The 14,485-nt window shown below is 71.8% G+C and carries 16 protein-coding genes; 8 read left to right on the forward strand and 8 right to left on the reverse strand.

The genetic code is table 11. From position 1 onward, the window contains the following. Positions 1 to 141 precede the first annotated feature (141 nt). Complete coding sequence (locus AAH991_RS35900; protein ID WP_346230398.1) at positions 142 to 951, forward strand: SAM-dependent methyltransferase; 810 nt, start codon at positions 142 to 144, stop codon at positions 949 to 951. Positions 952 to 1,006: 55 nt separating this feature from the next. On the opposite strand, the gene AAH991_RS35905 is transcribed toward AAH991_RS35900, so the two are convergent. Together AAH991_RS35905 and AAH991_RS35910 are read right to left on the reverse strand one after the other, a co-directional pair. Continuing rightward, complete coding sequence (locus AAH991_RS35905; RefSeq protein ID WP_346230399.1) at positions 1,007 to 2,191, reverse strand: globin domain-containing protein; 1,185 nt, start codon at positions 2,189 to 2,191, stop codon at positions 1,007 to 1,009. Between the two features lie 73 nt (positions 2,192 to 2,264). Then, on the reverse strand, positions 2,265 to 2,693 hold the full coding sequence (locus tag AAH991_RS35910) for an RrF2 family transcriptional regulator (RefSeq protein ID WP_346230400.1): 429 nt from the start codon (positions 2,691 to 2,693) through the stop codon (positions 2,265 to 2,267). Positions 2,694 to 2,818: 125 nt separating this feature from the next. Between AAH991_RS35910 and AAH991_RS35915 the strand changes: the two genes are divergently transcribed. The 4 genes from AAH991_RS35915 to AAH991_RS35930 all read left to right on the forward strand — a co-directional run bounded on the left by AAH991_RS35915 (position 2,819) and on the right by AAH991_RS35930 (position 5,980). Continuing rightward, positions 2,819 to 3,376, forward strand: coding sequence for a cysteine hydrolase family protein (locus AAH991_RS35915; protein WP_346230401.1), 558 nt, complete (start codon positions 2,819 to 2,821; stop codon positions 3,374 to 3,376). Between the two features lie 144 nt (positions 3,377 to 3,520). Then, entirely contained in the window at positions 3,521 to 4,372 is an 852-nt protein-coding gene (locus tag AAH991_RS35920) for a sensor histidine kinase (protein ID WP_346230402.1), read from the forward strand. Positions 4,373 to 4,510: 138 nt separating this feature from the next. Beyond that, positions 4,511 to 5,158, forward strand: a complete 648-nt coding sequence (locus tag AAH991_RS35925) for a protein-L-isoaspartate O-methyltransferase family protein (RefSeq protein ID WP_346230403.1) — start codon at positions 4,511 to 4,513, stop codon at positions 5,156 to 5,158. A gap of 270 nt (positions 5,159 to 5,428) precedes the next feature. Next, a complete protein-coding gene (locus AAH991_RS35930) occupies positions 5,429 to 5,980 on the forward strand; it encodes a hypothetical protein (protein ID WP_346230404.1) in 552 nt (183 codons plus the stop codon). 44 nt (positions 5,981 to 6,024) lie between these two features. Here the strand turns inward: AAH991_RS35930 and AAH991_RS35935 are convergent, their stop codons facing one another. After that, complete coding sequence (locus AAH991_RS35935; protein WP_346230405.1) at positions 6,025 to 7,608, reverse strand: fatty acyl-CoA synthetase; 1,584 nt, start codon at positions 7,606 to 7,608, stop codon at positions 6,025 to 6,027. A gap of 249 nt (positions 7,609 to 7,857) precedes the next feature. On the opposite strand from AAH991_RS35935, the gene AAH991_RS35940 reads away from it, so the two are divergent. After that, the gene (locus AAH991_RS35940) at positions 7,858 to 8,652 is read left to right on the forward strand and encodes an inositol monophosphatase family protein (protein WP_346230406.1); all 795 of its coding nucleotides are present in this window, start codon (positions 7,858 to 7,860) and stop codon (positions 8,650 to 8,652) included. 88 nt (positions 8,653 to 8,740) lie between these two features. Here the strand turns inward: AAH991_RS35940 and AAH991_RS35945 are convergent, their stop codons facing one another. Beyond that, positions 8,741 to 8,884 carry a hypothetical protein gene (locus tag AAH991_RS35945; protein WP_346230407.1) on the reverse strand — a complete coding sequence of 48 codons (144 nt, stop codon included), beginning with the start codon at positions 8,882 to 8,884 and terminating at the stop codon, positions 8,741 to 8,743. A 211-nt stretch (positions 8,885 to 9,095) separates the two neighbouring features. Between AAH991_RS35945 and AAH991_RS35950 the strand changes: the two genes are divergently transcribed. Beyond that, positions 9,096 to 9,959, forward strand: coding sequence for an aldo/keto reductase (locus AAH991_RS35950; RefSeq protein WP_346230408.1), 864 nt, complete (start codon positions 9,096 to 9,098; stop codon positions 9,957 to 9,959). 21 nt (positions 9,960 to 9,980) lie between these two features. On the opposite strand, the gene AAH991_RS35955 is transcribed toward AAH991_RS35950, so the two are convergent. Together AAH991_RS35955 and AAH991_RS35960 are read right to left on the reverse strand one after the other, a co-directional pair. Continuing rightward, a complete protein-coding gene (locus AAH991_RS35955) occupies positions 9,981 to 10,808 on the reverse strand; it encodes an ACT domain-containing protein (protein ID WP_346230409.1) in 828 nt (275 codons plus the stop codon). A 113-nt stretch (positions 10,809 to 10,921) separates the two neighbouring features. Next, the gene (locus tag AAH991_RS35960; protein WP_346230410.1) at positions 10,922 to 11,299 is read right to left on the reverse strand and encodes a VOC family protein; all 378 of its coding nucleotides are present in this window, start codon (positions 11,297 to 11,299) and stop codon (positions 10,922 to 10,924) included. A gap of 99 nt (positions 11,300 to 11,398) precedes the next feature. Between AAH991_RS35960 and AAH991_RS35965 the strand changes: the two genes are divergently transcribed. Continuing rightward, positions 11,399 to 12,223, forward strand: coding sequence for an SAM-dependent methyltransferase (locus tag AAH991_RS35965; RefSeq protein ID WP_346230411.1), 825 nt, complete (start codon positions 11,399 to 11,401; stop codon positions 12,221 to 12,223). Between the two features lie 5 nt (positions 12,224 to 12,228). On the opposite strand, the gene AAH991_RS35970 is transcribed toward AAH991_RS35965, so the two are convergent. Both AAH991_RS35970 and AAH991_RS35975 read right to left on the reverse strand, forming a co-directional pair. Continuing rightward, positions 12,229 to 12,840, reverse strand: a complete 612-nt coding sequence (locus AAH991_RS35970) for a TetR/AcrR family transcriptional regulator (protein ID WP_346230412.1) — start codon at positions 12,838 to 12,840, stop codon at positions 12,229 to 12,231. Between the two features lie 17 nt (positions 12,841 to 12,857). Further along, a complete protein-coding gene (locus tag AAH991_RS35975) occupies positions 12,858 to 14,474 on the reverse strand; it encodes an MFS transporter (RefSeq protein ID WP_346230413.1) in 1,617 nt (538 codons plus the stop codon). Between the last annotated feature and the right edge of the window lie 11 nt (positions 14,475 to 14,485).

The following is a 14,485-nucleotide window of genomic DNA, read 5'->3' on the forward strand; positions in this document are numbered from 1 at the left end:
CCCGGTGGGGGACTGAGACACACCTGCCCGGATCGACCGGCCGTGCCCTCGCGCGTGCCGGTCAATTCCCCCTTTGATGCGCCGAATCCTGATTAATCAGCTACGTTGTGATCAACGTACGAGCGCATCAGGGCAGGACAGATGAACAAGGAGCAGGGCCCGCCGGGAATCGACGTGACGGTCCCCAGCGTCGCCCGGATCTACGACTATCTCCTCGGCGGCAAGGACAACTTCGCCGTCGATCGAGCGGCGGCCGAGAAGCTCATCGAGCTGACCCCGAACGCGCGAGAGGGCGTGCAGACCAACAGGCGCTTCATTCGCCGTGCGGTGACCCTCATGGCCCGTGCGGGCATCCGCCAGTTCCTCGACATCGGCGCCGGGCTGCCGACGCAGGAGAACGTCCACCAGGTCGCGCTCGGCGAAGCCCCCGACTCGCGCGTCGTCTACGTCGACAACGACCCGATCGTGCTCGCCCACGGCCGGGCCCTGCTGGCCGACAACGCCCGGACGATCGTCGTGGACGGCGACCTGCGCGAGCCCGAGGCCATCCTGGCCGACCCCCGGATCAACGAGCACATCGATTTCGGCAAGCCGGTGGGCCTGCTCATGGTGGCCGTGCTGCACTTCATCCCCGGCACCGAGGACGCCGAGCGCATCGTCGGTACGCTGCGCGACCGGCTCGCCCCCGGGAGCGCGATGGCCATCAGCCACCTGTCGTACGGCGACCTCGACGAGGAGAAGATCCGCGAGGGACGCGAGCTGTACAAGGGCACCTCCGCCGGGGCGGTCACCCCGCGGACCCACGCGGAACTGCTGCGGTTCTTCGACGGCTTCGACCTGGTGGAGCCGGGTCTGGTCGTCACCGAGGAGTGGCGCCCCGAGCCCGACGAGCCGAAGCTGCCGAGGATTCCCGGGGTCGACGGCTACGCCGGCGTCGGCCTGCTGCGCTGACGGGGGTCGTCGACGGGCGGGCCCGCCGCGTGCGAGCGGCGGGCCGGTCACCGGATCAGGCGGCCGCGATCCACAGGTCGGGGCCGAACACCTCGTAGTGGATGCCGGAGGCGGGCACGCCGCGCTCGACCAACTGCGCGCGTACCGCCCGCATGAACGGCAGCGGCCCGCACAGGCAGGCCACGACGCCCTCGGGCAGGTCGATCGCCGACAGGTCGGCCAGCCCCGCCGCGACCGCCGGGTCGCCCGCGGGCCCGGCCGGCAGGTCCTCGTACCACCGGTGCAGGGTGGCGCCGGGCAGCGCCGCGACCAGGTCCGCGAGCTCCTCGCGGTGAACGTGGGCGTCCGGAGAGCGGTCGGCGTGCACGACCACGACCCGCCGGTCCGACCCGGTGACGGCGAGGTGGTCGAGCATCGACAGCACGGGGGTGACCCCGATCCCGGCCGAGGCGAGCAGCAGGGGGCCGTCCCCCTCGGGCAGGGTCAGGTCGCCGAACGGCGCGGAGACCGCGAGCACGGCACCGGGCCGGACATGCTCGTGCAGCCAGGCGGAGACCTCGCCCTCGGGGGCGCCCTCGCCGCGCACCCGCTTCACCGTGATCCGCCAGTCGCCGCGCTCCGGGGCGTTCGACAGGCTGTACTGCCGGATCTGCCGCGCCCCGTCGGGCAGTGTGACCTGGACGCTGACGTACTGGCCCGGCCGGAAGGACATCGGCAGGTCCGGGCGCAGGAGGAGGGAGACCACGTCCGGCGCCTCGTCGCGCCGCTCGACCACGGTGGCCCGCGTCCAGCCCCGGCCCGCCTCGCGGTAGAGGTCGCGCTCCAGGCCGATCAGCGTCTCGGCCATGAGCCAGTAGACCTCGTCCCACGCCTGGGCGACCTCGGGCGTGACGGCGTCGCCCAGCACTTCGCCGATGGCGCCGAACAGGTACTTGTGCACGACGGCGTACTGCTCCTCGGTGACGCCGAGGGAGGCGTGCTTGTTGGCGATCCTGGAGAGCATGGTGCCGGGAAGCTCCCCCGGGCGCTCCACCAGCGCGGTCGCGAACGCGGCGATCGAGCCGGCCAGCGCGACGCGCTGCTCGCCGTTGGCCTGGTTTCCCCGGTTGAACAGGTCCCGCAGCAGCTCGGGGTTGTCGGCGAACATCGTGTCGTAGAAACGGGCGGTGATGTCCTGGATCGCGCCCGCGATCACGGGCAGGGTGGCGCGGACGGTCGTGGCCGACTCCGGGGAGAGCATGGCTTCCTCCAAATTGGTATATGAGACGCAAATTTAACGCCGTGGATCTGCCGTATCTTCCTGTTCGCGCGGGTCAGGTGAGAGTGAGCAGCACCGGTCTCGACGACGAGGAGACCAGTTGGTCCACGGTGATCGGATCGAGGGAGGCGTAGAAGGCCTGCTGTGCCGAGCGCAGCGCGGCGCGCAAACTGCAGGCGGCACGCAGCGGGCAGGGGGTCTCCCCCTCGCAGGTGACGACCTCCTCCTCTCCCTCCAGTTCGCGGACCAGCCAGCCGATCGACGCGGTACGGCCGAACCCGGTCAGCTCCAGGCCTCCCCCACGGCCCCGGCGGGCCTCCACGACGCCGAGGTGCTGCAGGCGGGCGATGGCCTTGGCCGTGTGGTTGTAGGGGATCGCCATCGCCTCGGCCACCTGGCGGGTGGTGAGCGACGCCCCGGGCTCCAGGACCGCCAGGCGCATCGTGACGCGCAGGGCCAGGTCCGTGAACTTCGTCAACCGCACACCCTGACGCTAGCAAATCGGTATCTAGCACTCCAATTTGGGGTGCTTGGTACGTGAACCGATTCTGTCGGTGGCCGGTTCTAGGGTGGGGCGGCACAGGATCCGCGACGAGAACGGGAACCCCCATGACGACTCTTGCCGACCGGCCGAACACCGCGCTGCTGGTCATCGACGTGCAGAACGGCGTGGTGGCGGGCGCTCCCAACCGCGACACGGTGATCGCGAACATCGACACCCTGGTCGCCAAGGCGCGTGCGGAGGACGTGCCGGTGATCTGGGTGCAGCACTCCGACGACCACGATCTCCAGCGGGACAGCGAGAACTGGCAGTACGTGCCGGAGCTGGTCCGCCGCGACGCGGAGCCGCTCGTCCACAAGAGGTACGGCGACTCGTTCGAGGACACCGAGCTGGAGGCCCTGCTCGCCGAGCGCGGTGTGGGCCGGCTCGTCGTCACGGGCGCGCAGACCGACGCGTGCATCCGCTCGACCCTCCACGGGGCCTTCGTCCGCGGATACGACGTGACGCTGGTCGGCGACGCGCACACCACCGAGGACCTCACGGCCTACGGCGCGCCCGCCCCGGAGCAGGTGATCGCGCACACCAACCTCTACTGGCAGTGGCAGAGCGCCCCCGGCCGCCGCGGCGGAACCGTCGGCACGGCGGAGGTGACCTTCGGGAGCTGACACCGGCGCCGCCAGGCCGACGGCCGCTTGCCGGGCTCGCCGCGGTCGCCGTGAACGCCGGCGGAATACCCTGAGGTTGTGCCGAGGCCGCGCAGACGGTTGGACGGGGCGGCGCCTACGGGTGGCGCCGTCGCATGCAGACGGTTGTGGAACTGGCTCTCCGTGCCGGCCGCCCTGGTCGCCGGCGCGGTCGTGCTCCGTCGGCTGCTGCATCGTCTGGGCGTCATCTCCGGCGATCTCGCCGAGATCAACGTCGGGAACGAGTACGGCCAGATCGTTCGGCGGCGGGACCTGACGCAGGTGGACCAGCTGGTCGGCAACATCAACGTCAGCTTGGAGATGCTGGATCGCGAGCGCCGGTTCGCCTCCACCGTCGCGCACGAAATCCGCTCCCCGCTGGCCGGGATACGCGTCACGGTGGAGGAGGCGCTCGCCCAGCCGGGCGAGCCCGGTCGCCGTGTGCTTCACGAGGTGCTCCGCGGGATCGACCGGCTGGAGGCGCTGGCGAACGACCTGCTCCTGATCGCCCGCAGCCGCTCCTCACAGGTGCGATGGGAACGGCTCGATCTGTGCGATCTGGTCAGGCAGGAGATCGCCGACCGATCCGACCCCATCCCGGTTCAGGTGGAGTGCGTTCCCGGCGTGCCGGTCGAGGTCGTCCGCTCCCAGCTGTGCGAGATCCTGACCAACCTGCTGGACAACGCCCAGCGGCACGCAAGGCATCACGTCCACGTCGAAGTCGGCCGTGCGGGCGGCGTCGCGCGACTGGCGGTGTCGGATGACGGCCCCGGAATTCCGGAGCAGGAAAGGGAGCGGATATTTGAGCGGCTGGTCCGGCTCAAGGGTTCCCCGGCACAGGACGGCTCCGGCACGGGGCTCGGCCTCGCCATCACCCGGGAGCTCGTCGGAGGACACCGCGGAGCCGTGTGGGTGCAGGACTCCGGCAGCGGCGGCGCGTGTTTCGTCGTCGAGCTGCCCCTCGCGAACTCCCCGTGACATGCGGCCCGAGGCGCCCGGCCGCGGCGGGCACGGCATCCGCGGGCGTCGCCGGATTCCGGCGCGGCTGGGAGGGCATCACCCGGGTGAGCGGGCCGCGGGTGAGGACGGCGCCGCTCGCCGTCGAACGTGAGCGGGGTGGACGTGACCGCAGCCGCCTGTCCCGAAGACCTCGTCCGGGCCGTCCGGGGGGCGGGCGTCCGTGACGAGCGCCTGCTCCAGGCCGTGCGCTCGACCCCGAGGGCCGGTTTCGTCCCCGCAGAACACGTCGCCCACGCGTACGAGGACGTGCCGATCCCCATCGCGCACGGGCAGGTGACCACCCAGCCCTCGCTGTCGGCGATGATGATCGAGGGACTGGAGCTCACCGGCCGGGAGCGCGTGCTGGAGGTCGGCAGCGGCCTCGGATACCAGACCGCGCTGCTCGCCCGTCTCGCCGCCGGCGTGATCGGCGTCGACCTGTGGCCCGACCTCGTGCGCGCGGCGCGGCGCAACCTCGCCCGGCAGGGCATCCGCAACGCGGAGGTGCTCGTCGGCGACGGCGGCCAGGGGGTGCCCGACCGCGCCCCCTACGACGCCGTCATCGTCTCGGCGGCCTTTCCCACGGTCCCCGCGCCGCTGGTCGAGCAGTTGCGGCTCGGCGGCCGCCTGGTGCAGCCGATCGGCACCGGCGGCAGGGAGGAGGTCGTGCTGTTCGAGCGCACGGTCATCGGCCTGGAACCCCGCCAGGTCCTCACGCTGGCCCGCTTCGTCCGCCTCCACGGCCGCTACGGCTACCCCTCCTGACCGTGTGGCCCTGAGCCGGGAGGATTAGGACATGGCTCAAATGAGTTTCGGTCATTTGAGTCGATCCTCTGCCTAGTGAATGTGGTGCTGCACCGCGTGACCGGGGCCTGCGGAGGCGTCTGAAGTCGCAGGTGGCGGGGCCGCCTGATGGGAATTTGAAGGAGTGCGGCAAACTGGGCGGCGCCTTCTACCGGTGTGTGCAGGATCCAAAGCACGAGGACTGCGGCGAGGTTTCCGATGCGGACTGCCCGAAGAAGTGGGATCGACATAGTGGAGAAGACGGTGACTCCAAAGCGCCTGGTCGTCATGGGCGCGGTGCTGATAGTGCTGACGGGCGCCGTCGTGGCGGTGATGCTGCACGCAATAGCGCCGCGTGCGCGCCCTATGTTGGCCGAGTGTCGAAGTGATGCCGACAAAACCATGTGCGATCAGGCGTCCGCGGCGTACTCGGAATGCCGGAGGGGTGAGTACACCTACTGGGGGCGGGTTCAGTGTCTGACTTCGCTGCGACTGCACGACGAATGCCGAGACAGATATCGACAGGAGGACGAGGCGGCCTGTGTGGTTGTCGCATTCGACGTGCTGAAGTGCATTTCCCAGGGCGCATCCGCATATGCCTGCGGCAACCTAGGAGAGATCTATCTGGACTGCCTGAATGTCGCTGGGCACACCGTTTCCGGATGTAAGAAAACCAGAAACCTGTACCTTTATTGCCTCCTGAACGTGCATGAGGACCAGCGTTGTAAGGACCTACCGGAAGACGTTGAGCGGGTCGGCGACGTGCACCTCGAGAGTGTGAAGAACCTCGTGCAGACGGCCTGACGCCCGGCGATCCGCATCGGGTGCCTCGGGCCTCCTGGCAGGGGTCAGCGGGTGCCGGGGATGCGGTCGGCGAGGGCGGCGTGGCGGTCGCGGAGCTCGCGCTTGAGGATCTTGCCGCTCGGGTTCTTCGGCAGCGCGTCGACGAACGCGACGGCCTTGGGCACCTTGAATGCGGCCAGCCGCGACCGGACGTGGGCCCGCAGCTCCTCCTCGGTGACGGTCACGCCCGGCTTGGTCACCACGATCGCGACGACGGCCTCGATCCAGCTCGGGTGGCGGACCCCGACGACGGCCACCTCCGCGACCGCCGGGTGCTCGTAGACGACCTCCTCGACCTCACGGCTGGCGACGTTCTCCCCACCGGTCTTGATCATGTCCTTGATCCGGTCGACGACCGTCAGATAGCCCTCCTCGTCCAACACCCCGAGGTCGCCCGAGTGGAACCAGCCGCCGCGGAACGCCTCGGCGGTCTTCTCGGGGTCGTCCAGGTAGCCGAGGATCGCGTGCGGGCTGCGGTGCACGATCTCGCCGATCTCCCCGGGAGCGACGTCGTTGCCGTCGGCGTCCACGACCCGGGTCTCGACGTTCAGGGCGGCCTGGCCGGCCGAGCCCGCCTTGCGGATCTGGTCCTCCGGCTGGAGCATCACCGCGACCGGCGCCATCTCCGTCTGGCCGTAGAAGTTCCACAGGCGCACGTCCGGCAGCCGCTCGCCGATCTCCCGCAGCACCTCGACCGGCATGATCGCCGCGCCGTAGTAGCCCTTGCGCAGCGAAGAAAGGTCGCGCCGGTCGAAGTCGGGATGGCGCAGCAGCGCGATCCACACGGTGGGCGGCGCGAAGAACTTGGTCACGCCGTGGCGCTCGATCGCCTCCAGGACGGCGGCGGGGTCGGCCCCGGGGAGGATGTGGCTGGAGGCGCCCAGCTGGATGTCCGGCACCAGGAAACAGTGCTGCTGGGCGCAGTGGAACAGCGGCATCGCGTGCAGTTCCACGTCGTCGCGGGTCATGCCGCCGTCGATGACACAGCTCGCGTACTGCGCGATCAGCGCGGCGTGGGACAGCACGGCGCCCTTCGGGCGTGACTCCGTACCCGAGGTGTAGAGGATCTGCGCCGGGTCGTCCGGCCCGATGGGCACGACCGGCTCGGCCACGTCCTCGGCGAGCAGCGCGTCGAACGGCTCCCAGCCCTCGTCCTGCGCCGCGCCGTACACCAGGCGCAGCCGCAGCGCGTCGGCCTGCTTGGCCGCGTCCCGCGCCACCGGCAGCAGGGAGTCCTGGGCGATCAGCGCGACCGCGCCGGAGTGGGACAGCACGTAGGCGATCTCGTCGGCGCCGAGCATGAAGTTCACCGGCACGAGGACGGCCCCGGCGCGGGCCACGCCGAAGATGGTCCGCACGTAGTCCACGCTGTTGCGCGACAGCACCGCCACCCGGTCCCCGGGGCGCACACCCCGCGCGGCCAGCGCGCCCGCGACCCGCGTCACGTCCTCGTCGAGCCCCGCGTACGTACGCGATCGAGCCGCGTCCGCCACGGCCAGGCGGCCGGGGTGGCGCCGGGCGGAGCGCCTGAGCAGGTCCGCGAGCGACTGACGGCGGGCGAGGGCGACATCCGGCGACGCGGGGGACATGAGCGGCTCCAACACCAGAACAGAGGAAACTTCTGGATCAGCCTAGTGAGAAGCGATCGTCTTGGGGAGAGGGCCGCTCCCCGGCCCCGCCCGCGCGCCCCGCTCTGCTCATCCCGCCCCCGCTCTGCTCATCCCGCCCCCACAGTGCTCACCCCGCCCCGGGCCCCTCCCGCGACGGCCGGGGCGCCGGCCCCCAGGGACCGGGACGTCGGCGAGCAGCGCCGCCGGGGCCGTGGTAGTCCTGATCCCATGCCGGTCACGGACGAGGAGCTGGCCCTTACGGCGGCGCAGGCCGGAGCCGCCGTCGTGCGTGCCATGTGGGGGACGTCGCTGACGCGCGTCGCGAAGTCCGCTGGCGACTTCGCCACCGCCGCGGACATCGAGGCGGAGAAGGCCATCCTCGACGTCATCCGCACGGCTCGTCCGGACGACGCCGTGACGGGGGAGGAGAGCGGACGCACCGGGCGGGACGGCGCGGAGCGCATGTGGCTGGTCGATCCTCTGTGCGGCACGCTGAACTACGCCGCGCGCAGCATGCTCGTCGCGGTGAACGTCGCCCTGCGGGTGGGATCCGCCGTCACGGCGGCGGCCTGTGCCGACCCGTTCGCCGGCGAGGTGTTCTGGACGGACGGCGCCCGCGCATACGTCCGCCGCGACGGTGTGGACGACCGGCTCACGCCGTCGGCCGAATCGCGGCTGGTGGACGTCAACCTCGATCCGCCGTTCCCGAACGCGCCGGCCTTCCAGGCCGCCCGCCTCCTCGCGGACCGGGGCTTCGCCGAGCGGTTCCGCCCCCGGGTCGTCTCCACCACCCTCGCGGTGACGTGGGTCGCCGCCGGTCGCCGCGCCGCCTACGTCACCGACGGGCATCTGCGCGACAGCGTGCACTTCGCGGGCGGGATCGCGCTGTGCCGGGCCGCCGGATGCGTGGTGACCGGCATTTACGGCGAGCCACTGCACACCGGTGCCGGCGGGCTCGTCGTGGCGGCCGACCGGGAGACGCACACCGCGTTGCTGGAGATCATCGCCCGCGACGGCAGGTGAGCAGTCCTTTCACGCGGCCGTCGCCGGAGTGGCCGCGGCCGGACCTTCAGGACAATCCGATGAAGGAACCGGCCGGGGTGCCGGTGGGTCAGATGCCTTCGGGCTCGCCCTCGTCCACCTGGTACGTCTTCTCCCAGGAGGCGCCGCAGTGACAGCTGCTGTGCTCCAGCAGCTGTCCGTCCTCGGTGACGGCGTAACCGTCGGTGAGCCGGACGTGAACGTGCACGCTCATGGGGCCGCCTTGGTCCTCGGTGGGTGCCGGCCCGGGGATCCGAGCCGAGAAGGGTATAGAGAACTATGTAGGGATTTGACCGATTTGGGCAAGACGGGCGCGCGTCGCGGGTTCGTAACAGCCCGGCCGATCCCCGATTGGACGGCTTGAGGCTGAATTCGGAGGATAGGACACACAGAACTGTGATCTGTGTCCAGAAGGGGGATCTTCCATGCGGACTCGCCGCATCGGCGACGTGCAGGTCGGCGCGATCGGTCTCGGGGGCATGCCGATGTCCATCGAGGGGCGTCCCGACGAGCAGCGCTCCATCGCGACCATCCACGCGGCGCTGGACGCCGGGGTGACGCTGATCGACACGGCCGACGCCTATCACCTGCACGCGGACGAGGTGGGCCACAACGAGCTGCTGATCGCCAAGGCTCTGGCGAGCTATGGCGGGGACACCTCGGACGTGCTGGTCGCCACCAAGGGAGGGCACCTGCGCCCGGGTGACGGCTCGTGGACGCTCAACGGCTCGCCCGACTATCTCAAGCAGGCCTGCGACGCCTCGCTCAAACGGCTGGGCGTCGACGCGATCGGCCTCTACCAGTTCCACCGGCCCGACCCGCGGGTGCCGTACGAGGAGTCGGTCGGCGCGATCCGCGACCTGCTGGACGCGGGCAAGATCCGCTACGCCGGCATCTCCAACGCGAACCCCGAGCAGATCCGACAGGCGAACGACATCCTCGGCGGCCGTCTGGTCGGCGTGCAGAACCAGTTCTCCCCGGCCTTCCGGTCCAGCGAGCCGGAGCTGGAGCTGTGCGCGGAGCTGGGCATCGCGTTCCTGCCCTGGAGCCCGCTCGGCGGCATCTCCCGTGCGGGTGAGCTGGGCTCGCGCTTCGCGCCGTTCGCCGAGGTGGCGCGGGCCCACAACGTGAGCCCGCAGCAGGTGTGCCTGGCCTGGATGCTGGCCAAGGCGCCGGTGGTGATCCCGATCCCCGGCTCGTCGCGGCCGGAGACGATCCTCGACTCGGTCAGGGCGGCGGACCTGGAGCTGTCGCCCGAGGAGCTCTCCCGGCTCGACGCCGCGGGCTGAGCACTCGTCCTGGGGATCACCTCACTCGTCCGCCCAGTGACGGTGCCGGGCCGCCGCGGCCAGCGCGGCGGCCCGCGCCGCCTCCGTCGGGGTGAACGGCAGATCCGGCCGCCGCGCCACCAGCGCGGCGCCGGCGTGCACGGGGATGGTCATCACGGCCGGTCCCTCTTCGGGAGCCGGCTCGCCGGGCTCGTGCCACCCGACCTCGGTCGTGCGCAGCAGCTCGGTCATGGCCGCGACCAGTTCCCCCGGGTCGTCGCGTACGCGCTGACCCAGCAGCAGCGCCTGGATGCCGGGATCGATGAGGTCCCTGACCTGGGCGGGCACGACGACGGCGGCCACCCCGCCGGCCCGGTCGACCGCGCGCCACAGGTCGAGGGGCGTGAGCGTGGCCGGGGCCTCGACGATGAACTCGTCCAGCGCGTCGCAGCCTCCCGCCGTCATCGCCGCGCTGCCCGCGGGCGCGATCTGCAGGGCGAGGATGTTGCAGTGCAGCCGGGCGAACGCCCCGGCGAGCGCGGCGAGGCGGCCGGGACGCTCGGCGACCCCGGCCCGCACCCGCCACAGGCTCGTGGACTGCTCCGCCCTGACACGGGCGCGTGGCCGTACGGCTCCCGAGGCCGACAGCCGCCGGTGCACGGCGGAGCCGAGGATCAGGGCCAGGCCGAGGCCGACGAGGACCACCGGGCCGGGGTCCCGATGGCCGAGCAGGGTGGTGATCACGTGGGCGAGGCCGACGGCGAGGAAGAGCGCGGCCAGCTCCGCGACTTCCCGCCGCCAGGACCGCCGGTGATGCGGGCCGGGAGACGCGTGGCCGCCCCCGTCGGCGGCATTTCTCGGTTCGCTCATAGCACGGAAGTCTGACCAGACGTTGTTACATGGTCACGGTCCGTGGAATGTCGCCCGCATTAATCCGCTTTCACACGGCCGCCGTTCTCGCGGCCAGATCATCCGAATGAAGGTCAGCCCGTCCTGATCCACAGGCAGAACGGGTGGCCGGCCGGATCGAGGTAGACCCGCACGTCGTCCTGCGGCTGGTGGTCGGCGAGGGTCGCGCCCGCCTCGGCGGCGTGGGCGCCGGCCGTGTCGAGGTCGTCCACCTCGATGTCCAGGTGGAGCATCATCTGCTGCTCCCCGGGCTCCGCGGGCCATACGGGCCGCTCGTAGAGCTTCTCGGTCTGGAACGACAGGCCCGTCCCGCCGCCGGGCGGGCGCAACGTCACCCATCCGGGTTCGTCGTCGTCGATCGGCCAGCCCAGCAGCCGCTGGTAGAAGAGCGCGAGTTCGCGTGCGTCGGGTGCGTTGAGCACCGCCGCCGTCAGGGTCAGGCGTGGGGTCATGCGTCCTCCTGAGATCGTCACCGTGCCGCTGCCCCGTTGCCCGTGGCCCAATCTCAGGGGATGATCTTCAGGGCCATCCCCTCGGCGAGGAGCGGACGCATGGACGACTTCGGACACGCACCGGCGGGCATCGATCCCTCCGTCCCCAGCGTCGCCCGGATGTACGACTACTACCTGGGCGGCAAGGACAACTTCCCGGCCGACCGGGAGGCCGCGGAGAAGATGCTCGCCATCGGCCGCCAGATGGGCAACGACGGACGGGAGATCGCCCGGGAGAACCGCGGCTTCCTCGGCCGGGCCGTACGGCACCTGGCCCGGTCGGGCGTCACGCAGTTCGTCGACATCGGCGCCGGACTGCCGACGCAGGAGAACGTCCACCAGGTCGCGCAGCGGCACGCCCCGGGATCACGGGTCGTGTACGTCGACAACGACCCCGTCGTCCTGGTCCACGCGCGGGCGCTGCTGGCCGACAACCGGGACACGATGGTCATGAGCGGCGACCTCCGCGAGCCCGGCGCGATCTTCGACGACCCGGCGGTGCGGGCCCACATCGACTTCGCCCGGCCGTTCGCCGTTCTCCTGGTGTCGGTGCTGCACTTCGTGACCGAGGACGAGGCGGCCGACCGCATCGTGGCGGACATACGCGAACGGCTGGTGCCGGGCGGCCATTTGGTGCTGTCGCACATCTACAAGGGCGACGTGCGGGAAGAGGTCGTCGAGGCGAGCAAGCAGGTCTACTCGGCCACCCCCTCCGGCGGGCTTTCGGGCAGGTCGCTGGCGCGGATCGGGTCCTACTTCGACGGCCTGGAGATCATCGAACCCGGCCTCGTCCCCGTGCAGGCGTGGCGGCCGGACGTCCCCTGGGACGTGCCGACGGACCCGGGCGACTCCGGCATCGTGGGCGCCGTCGGCCGCAAACCCTGAGCGTCCTACCGCAGGGCGCGGGTGAGCACGTCGAGGGTGATCTCGACGACCTCGTCCGCGTCCGCCGTCACCGCCGGGCCGTGCCCCGCGACGTCCGGCATCAGGCGACGGGCCCCCGCCCGCAGCACGCCCCAGGCCAGCTCGGCCCGCAGCGCGGGGTGGTCGGCCCCGGCCTCGCGCAGCGCGTCGGCGAGCGGCGCGATCAGCTCGCCGTGCAGCTCGTCCACCCGGACCCGGCACTCGCCCGGCAGCCCGATCGACTGCAGCGCCGGGATCAGCGCGTAGTCGGGGCTGCCGACGAACTCCAGCGCGGCCCTGCCGTACGCGCGGATCCGGGCGGGCAGCGAGCCGTCCGGCGTGGCGGCGGGCGCGATGGCGGCACGCAGCCGGGCCGACCAGCGGGGGAGGGCGTCCTCCACGAGCTGCGCCAGGATGTCGGCGGTGGAGGCGAAGTAGCGGTAGACGCTGGAGCGGGCCAGGCCGATCCGGGCGCCGACGGCCGCCGGGGTGAGCGCGTGCACGCCCTCGGCGGCCAGGATCTCCCGCGCCGCCTCCAGCAGGGCGGCGTGCTGGTTGGCCCGGTGATCCGCGACGGTCGCCGCGCTGATCCTCGGCATCTCCCCCTCCAGGGTTCCTACATGTCCGGGTCGCGACCTCCAGTATCCGGCCCGCCCGCCGCGACCCGCTCCGGCGGCTCGTCCTTCGCGACCGGCGTGCGGGGGAGCAGGAGGGTGACGCCGACTCCGGCCAGCAGCGCCAGCGCCGTGATGAACGTGACCCTGCGGGTCGCCTCGGCGGCCGCCTCGACCGCCGCCGCGTGGACCACCGGGTCGCGGAGCGCGGGGATGGCCGCGCCCGCGCTCTCCTCGACCGCGCGTGCCGCGCTCGTGCGCACCTGCGCGGGCCGGTCGGCGAGCCCGCGCTCGACGGCCGAGCCGAGTCCGGCCACCAGCACCCCGCCCAGGACGGCGACGCCCAGCGCCGCGCCGAGCTGGCGGACCGTGCTCTGCAGGGCGGACGCCCCACCGGACAGGCGGGCCGGCACGTCGGCCATGAGGACGCCGGTGAGCTGCGCGGTGGCGAAGCCGATGCCCGCGCCGTAGAGGAGCAGCCACGGCACGGGCCGCCAGGGGCCCATGTCCGGAGACAGGGACAGGCCGATCCCGGCCGCGCCGACGGCCTCCATGCCGAGGCCGATCCGCACGATGGCCCGGGGGGACCACCTCTTCGACAGTGGGGGGACCAGCCCGCCCGCGACGAAGGTGCCGAGGGCCAGCGCGGCGATGACGAGCCCCGCCCGGAAGGCGGTGTAACCGAGCGCGGACTGCAGGAAGAGCGGCAGCACGAGGATCAGGCCGAACTCGCCGAGCGCCACGATCACCGCGGCCAGCGCGCCGTAGCGGAAGCTCGGCAGCTCGAACAGTGTCAGGTCCACGAGAACCGGCCGTCCGGCCCGCTCCCGCCGCCGTTCGCGCAGGACGAGGGCGACCAGCGCGAGGATGCCGACGCCGAAGGCGAACGGCACGGGGGAGACGCTCTCGAACCGCAGGCCGAACAGGCCGGCGGTCCGCCGCGGCTCCCACCAGCCGTACTTCTGACCCTCGATCAGGGCGAAGACGACGCCGGTCGTGCCGAGCACGGCGAGGACGAGCCCGGCCAGGTCGCCGCCCGCCGTGTGGCCGTCGCGCGACTCGGGCACCCACAGCGAGCCGAGCAGGAGCAGCGCGCCGATGGGCAGGTTGATCCAGAACGCGGCCCGCCAGCCGTGGTCGGTGACCAGCCAGCCCCCCACCAGCGGGCCGACGGCGGCCATGCCGCCGATGATGGAGCCCCACACCGCGAAGGCGATCACCCGCCGGCGGCCCACGTAGACGCGGTTGATGATCGCGAGGGTCATCGGGACGGCCATGGCCGCCCCCACCCCCTGCACGGCCCGGACGCCGATGAGCATGGGCCCGTTCACCGACGTCGCCGCCAGCACGCTCGCCAGCAGGAAGACCGCCACGCCCAGGGCGAACAGGCGGCGCCTGCCGTACCGGTCACCGGCCCGGCCGAACGGGATGAGCAGCGCCGCGAACATCAGGGAGTAGATCGAGTTGACCCACTCCACGTCGGTGGCGCCGAGGCCGAGGTCGGCGATGATCGCGGGCACCGCCACGTTCACGATCGTGGCGTCGACGACGACCATCGACACGCCGGTGGCGAGCACGACGAGAGGGAGCCAGCTCTGGCGGGCGTTTGGCGACGACATGTCGCGAACTA

Source organism: Microbispora sp. ZYX-F-249, from assembly GCF_039649665.1.
Classification (GTDB): Bacteria; Actinomycetota; Actinomycetes; order Streptosporangiales; family Streptosporangiaceae; genus Microbispora; species Microbispora maris.